Source organism: Acidocella sp. (genome assembly GCF_052326845.1).
Taxonomy (GTDB): domain Bacteria; phylum Pseudomonadota; class Alphaproteobacteria; order Acetobacterales; family Acetobacteraceae; genus Acidocella.
In genome coordinates this window covers 1-5,379 of record NZ_JBKQJR010000028.1, presented here as the reverse complement: position 1 = coordinate 5,379, position 5,379 = coordinate 1, and the positions used below count along the sequence as shown (strand labels likewise).

General features: G+C 61.7%; 5 protein-coding genes. 1 reads left to right on the top strand and 4 read right to left on the bottom strand.

All coding sequences use genetic code 11. The annotated features are described in order from the left end of the window. Positions 1–1,337 (bottom strand): PAS domain S-box protein (locus ACLPJJ_RS02050; RefSeq protein WP_443589081.1); only part of this gene is annotated, 1,337 nt, incomplete at its 3' end. A gap of 355 nt (positions 1,338–1,692) precedes the next feature. Here ACLPJJ_RS02050 and ACLPJJ_RS02045 point away from each other — a divergent pair. After that, entirely contained in the window at positions 1,693–2,517 is an 825-nt protein-coding gene (locus ACLPJJ_RS02045) for an SHOCT domain-containing protein (protein WP_443589080.1), read from the top strand. Between the two features lie 182 nt (positions 2,518–2,699). Here ACLPJJ_RS02045 and ACLPJJ_RS02040 read toward each other — a convergent pair whose 3' ends face one another. From ACLPJJ_RS02040 to ACLPJJ_RS02030, 3 genes are all read right to left on the bottom strand, one after another. After that, positions 2,700–3,986 (bottom strand): extracellular catalytic domain type 1 short-chain-length polyhydroxyalkanoate depolymerase, encoded by a 1,287-nt coding sequence (locus ACLPJJ_RS02040; RefSeq protein WP_443589079.1) that lies wholly within the window; start codon positions 3,984–3,986, stop codon positions 2,700–2,702. Positions 3,987–4,101: 115 nt separating this feature from the next. After that, entirely contained in the window at positions 4,102–4,521 is a 420-nt protein-coding gene (locus tag ACLPJJ_RS02035; protein WP_443589078.1) for a CopG family transcriptional regulator, read from the bottom strand. A gap of 537 nt (positions 4,522–5,058) precedes the next feature. Then, on the bottom strand, positions 5,059–5,379 hold a 321-nt coding region (locus tag ACLPJJ_RS02030), incomplete at its 5' end, for a transposase (protein WP_443589077.1).

Below are 5,379 nucleotides of genomic sequence, written 5' to 3'. Positions count from 1 at the left end.
GCTTCGCCAAGATTACGCGCGACATCACCGAACGCCTCCGCGCGGCGCGGGAGCTGGAAGAGGCGCGCCTCAAGATACTGCAGTTGGACCCGATCCGCCAGAACGGCAGGCAGGCCGCTTGCGAGACCGCTTTGCAGCTTGATGCCATGGCTATCCAAATCGCGCTGGACCACGGCGAGGGCTTCGAGAATGACATCGTTGACGTTCAGGCGATCCCTGCGCGGCGGCTCGTTCCTGACGAGCGCACTGATGCGGTTGATGATCCCGCCCGCTCGCTCGCCGTCCCTGGCAATGCGTTCAAGAGATTGGCGGGCGCTCTCAACGTCGGGCGGCTTTGCCGCGAGCCAGCGCAAAGCGGCGCCAGCACTGGCGACGACCGCCGCGATCGGTTGATTCACCTCATGGGCAATCGCGGCCGTCAACTCGCCCATCTGCATCAGCCGATTGGCGCGCGCGAACTCCTCCTGCAGTATCTTGAGGCGCGCCTCTTCCAGCTCCCGCGCCGCGCGGAGGCGTTCGGTGATGTCGCGCGTAATCTTGGCGAAGCCAATCAGCCGGCCATCCTCGTCCCTCAGCGCGTCTATCACCACGTCGGCCCAGAATTGGCTGCCATCCTTGCGTACGCGCAAGGCTTCGGCCTCGAACCTGCCGTCGCGGGCGGCGATCTCGAGCGCGCGCTGCGGCACGTTCGCAGCGCGGTCCTCTTCAGTGTAGAAACACGCGAAGTTGCGGCCGATGATCTCCTCGGCGGTGTAGCCCTTGATGCGCTCCGCGCCCCGGTTCCAGTTGGTGACGATGCCATTGGGATCAATCATGTAGATCGCGTAGTCAGTCACGCCGTCGATCAGCACGCCATAGCGCAGCTCGCTGTCGCGCAGCGCCAGCTCCGCTGCTTTGCGCTGCGTGATATCGACAATCGCCGACAGCACCATGATTCCTTCATCGGTCTCGATCGGATTCAAGCCGATCTCGACCGGAAACTCGCTGCCATCCTTCTTGACGGCGTAGAGATCGCGCCCCACCCCCATTATCCGCGGCTTCGGATCAGCAAAAAATGTCTGCCGCAGCCCTGGATGATGGCCGCGGAAACGTTCGGGCACGAGCAGTTCCACCGGCTGGCCCACAAGCTCGTCTCGTGTGTAACCGAAGGTCCGCTCGGCCTGCGTATTGACCATGGTGATTTTGCCGGCGTGGTCGACCATCACCATGGCGTTTGGCGCGGCCTCGACGACCTGCCGGAAACGCTTCTCGCTCTCGCGCAATTCGCGTTCCGCCTCACGGCGCAGAGAAACCAAAGTGGCGATGAGATTTTGGTAGAGACTCTGAATGACGCCCATGCCGGCACCCCCCTTGGCGTGCAGCAGTCGACCGGGACAAAGGCTATTCTCCACTGAGCCTGATGACAACGATTATTTAGGCCAGCCGCGGGCGACGCAGCGCAAGGCGCCCCGGACAGCGGATGATGAGGCCACGCTGACGCGGGATATCATCGCCCTGGCCCCACCCAAATAATGGATCAAGCCAGACGGAGAGTGTTCCCTAGCCTTCGGAGCTCCTTCTCCGAACCTGTCTTATGGGGTACATCTACCGCTAGATAGGCGGACCGACGCCCACTGGACACTGGTTACCCACCGGCCAGCCCTATCAACGCAGGCGCGAAAGGTTCGATAAGGCCGCATTGAACGGGAGCGAATGAACATGCGACAGCTATCTCCGTCGGGCGAGAAAGCGATATCAGATCTGGCCCGAAGACATGGTTTCAGTAACGAAGCCACGCTCAACATGCTTGACGCTGTCATCAATGGCAACGGCAGCATGGCGCAGTTCAACCACCCCGAATTCAGCGGATCCGGCCAATGGATGCGCGGCGGCATGATCATGATTTCCGATATGTTCAATAACAACCTCAAGGGACGGATCGACAGCCTCTGTTATGACTTATCGGGCTTGGTCGCGAGCCAACCGGGTTTGGTCCGTAGCGGAGGTTTTCAATCGCAAAGCCAGGGCAATCAATCCCAGGGCAACTATCAGCAGGCGCCGTCTGGTAGCAGCCAGCAACAGAATTCGGCCGGGCCGTCGGGACCGGTGAGCCTGTTCGTACCGCCGCCAGCGGGAACCTCGGGGGAGTGGTGGCCGGCGGAGATCGGTTGGCCAAATAGTACGGGCGCCCAAAACAATGTTCGCTATGCCTATTTCCAGCAAGCCCGGCGCCTCGCCATTGAGGTTAACGGCACGGTCACCGTCTATGACACGCTGGATCATCAGATAGGCGGGTTCTCGCAGCAGCAGTCCTATGGCGGTTCAATTACGTTCTCCAGCCAGCATGGCCTGGTGAGCGTCGCCGACTTACCCGTCATCTCGGTCAACGGCATACCGCAATCCCCCAGCCAAACGACCAATGCCGGCGGTGGCAATGTTCTCGCGACGATCGATAAACTCGCCGAACTTCACGCCAAAGGAATCCTCTCCGACGATGAATTCGCCTCTAAGAAGGCGGAATTGCTCGCCCGTCTGTAGAGAGCGGACCGGCCGCTTTCGACCCTTCGGACGCGACAAACCTATGGCGAGGAAGAACCAGGAGCGGGGACACTACCATCGCTGGCGATCGAGCTGCAGGGAGGATCCAGAAGCCGCCATTCTGGTGCAACTCTTCGCCGAGGTTCGGCGGGTCCGTTATGGTGACCCACCCGAGCAGGTCGTCAGACTGCGGGCCTATCAGTAGGCCGTGGGTGATCGAGGAAGAAGCGCAGCATCTCTTTGGTGGCATCGGGACCGCGTGGATCGGTGTAGGACCCGGCCAGGCTGCCGCCGGACCAGGCATGGCCGGCGCCATGGATGAGCCACTGCTCAACCAGCGTTTCCCCGCTCGTGCCGATGTGCAGAGAGCGGATGTAGCTATGACCGCCGATCACGCACCCTTCTTCTACCCTGGTCTCGAGTGGCGTTGCCAGCGTCGACTGTGCGACGACGTCATCACCGTTGCATGGGTGCACAGTGGTGTCGCGGTCGCCATGGAACACAATCGCGGGGACAACGCGCCGCCCTTCGTCCGCATCCGGCCGAACAGGCGTTCGCTGAACGGACCCGTTCTTGCCCTTCCGCATCGCCGCGAAAGCCGATGGCAGATCGCCAGCCACGCCGCAGGCTAGCCCCGAGTGCACGCCAATCGCAGCAAACAAGTCAGGGTAGGCAGCACCCATAATCGCCGCGGCCGCGCCCCCGGCGGAGAGACCGGCAACATAGACGCGCCCCGGGTCGACCTCATACTGGCGCATGACCTCGCGGGTGATGCCTGCGATCAGCGACGGCTCACCTTGGTCACGCCGCTGGTCGCCCGCGCTGAACCAATTCCAGCATTTCGAGATGTTGGCGGCACTGGTCTGCGCCGGATAGACGACGAGGCAGCCATGCTCTTCAGCAACCGCGTTCATGCGCGTGCCGGCGGCGAAGTCGTCCGGCGATTGGGTACAGCCATGCAGCATGACAATCAGGGGGACCGGCTGCCCCTGATAGCCGCTGGGGACATAAAGCTTGTAGGGACGGGTGCCGGCCGGATTGCTGAAAGTCGCTGAGAGGAATTTTGCGCCGTCGGGCAGCTCGGGCGCTTTTTCGGCAGGGTCCGGAAAAACGAGGCCGCCCGGCGGGAGCGGAAATCCAATGCGGTTGTCCCGTTCGAGAAAGCTGCGCAACGCGGACATTGCCGGCATCGCACTGGCGCCGGCTGTAGCTCCCAAGCCCCCTCGGCGGACGCCGATCCCGCGCACCGGCGCGGCGTGCGGTGCAGCGACGTCGGCAGTTCCGATTGTCTCGGCGACACCGTCGATAATGTCGATGATCCGGGACGTGGATTCAGCCGGGGCCGGCGCGTCACCCGATACTGCCCGGCCCTGAAGCATCTGTTGCAGGAGCGCTGTGGCCTCCGTGAGCCGGCCTGCGCGGGTAAGGCGGGTTGCCTCGAACATACCTCTTAAGGACGTGGTGTTCATGTTGAGAACCTTTCTGTGCTTGCAATGGGCAAAAGTCCTGGCTCGCCCCCCTGAATGGCTTGCGTCGAAAGTGATTGTGGGCGGGGTTTCGTGTGCGAGGCCCCGCGGGCTGACGTCAGCGCATCCGGTCGCTTAGGGCGGCCCTGACCTCTGGGCTCGCATGCAGCGCGCCCAGCACGGTAACGGAGGCGATGGTCGCGCGGACCAATTCAGGCGTGACGTCTTGGGCGATGGTGATCAGCCCGAGCACATTGATTTGCAGCCTCTCTCCCGCGGCCTGCACGGCCTCCAGATCGGCACGGCTGTAGTGCCTGAGACCAAGATCCAAGGTTTTGCGCGCGACCGATTGCCGGACTACGTCGCTATGCCGGTCGAGCTGGTTGCGAATTGCGGTCCGGATGAAGTCCGTTCGGTTGGCGTAAAAGCCATCCTGCACCATCAGGTCGATCTGACCCAGGTCGACGTAGCCAAGATTGATCGTGATCTTTTCACTGTCGCTGACCTTCGGTCGCAATTCTCGCACATTGGTGGCCATTGAAATCACCATCCAGAAACCATCTAATTGGATGGTATATGGAACTTAGGCTGAAATGTCAAGCCAGCAAACAATCCAGGACAAGCCCGGCCCATTGCGGTCGTGCGGCACGTGCTGGCGGGCTCAAGCGTCGCCAGTGGATGAGTGAGTGCTCAGCGGAATCGGGATTGATCGTCCGGCGATGACCGTCTTCGGTGGTAAAACGTATCGGCGAATGGCAACTTCTGGTCGCTACCTGCGGTAGACGATTTCCATGAACAAACGTCTTCTGTGGATGGCCCCCGCGTTGCAAGTTAAATTTGATGATCTGGCGCCTTTGTCGGGTGCAGTCTTCTGTTCGGCCTGTTGATGCAGTCGGTAGGGACTGCTGGCCTTGATGGAGTCCGCGAACTGGGTCCCATTCTGCTTATCAGGCTATGACGCCTTCGACTGTCGCTGGGTTGTCCCTGTTCCCGGCCTGACCGGTCTCGCCATCACATCGCATCGCTCTCACAACCTCCTGAAGCTGATCTCCTCAGCTAAACTTTTAAAAGTCTATTATGCCAGCGCTGGCATGTGGGACGTCTGGTAGATCTCACCACGCGTCATAATCGCCCAGACGATCCTCGCCATCTTGTTCGCCATGGCGACCGTCGCTACCCGGACGGGCTTGCGCGCGAGCAGGTCGGCGAGGCGCGGGTCCACGGTCTCAGGCTTGTGCCTGGCAGCCCGGACCAGCGATGTTGCGCCGATGACAAGGAGCTTGCGCAGGTACTTGTCGCCCATCTTGGAGATGCGACCGAGCCTTTCTTTGCCGCCACTGGAGTTCTGCAGCGGTGTCAGCCCGAGCCAGGCCGCGAACTGCCGGCCGGAGCGGAA

Excerpts from the sequence above, each read along its gene's own strand:
- ACLPJJ_RS02045 (WP_443589080.1), top strand. The coding sequence starts at position 1,693 with ATGAACATGCGACAGCTATCTCCGTCGGGCGAGAAAGCGATATCAGAT.
- ACLPJJ_RS02040 (WP_443589079.1), bottom strand. The coding sequence starts at position 3,986 with ATGAACACCACGTCCTTAAGAGGTATGTTCGAGGCAACCCGCCTTACC.
- ACLPJJ_RS02035 (WP_443589078.1), bottom strand. The coding sequence starts at position 4,521 with ATGGCCACCAATGTGCGAGAATTGCGACCGAAGGTCAGCGACAGTGAA.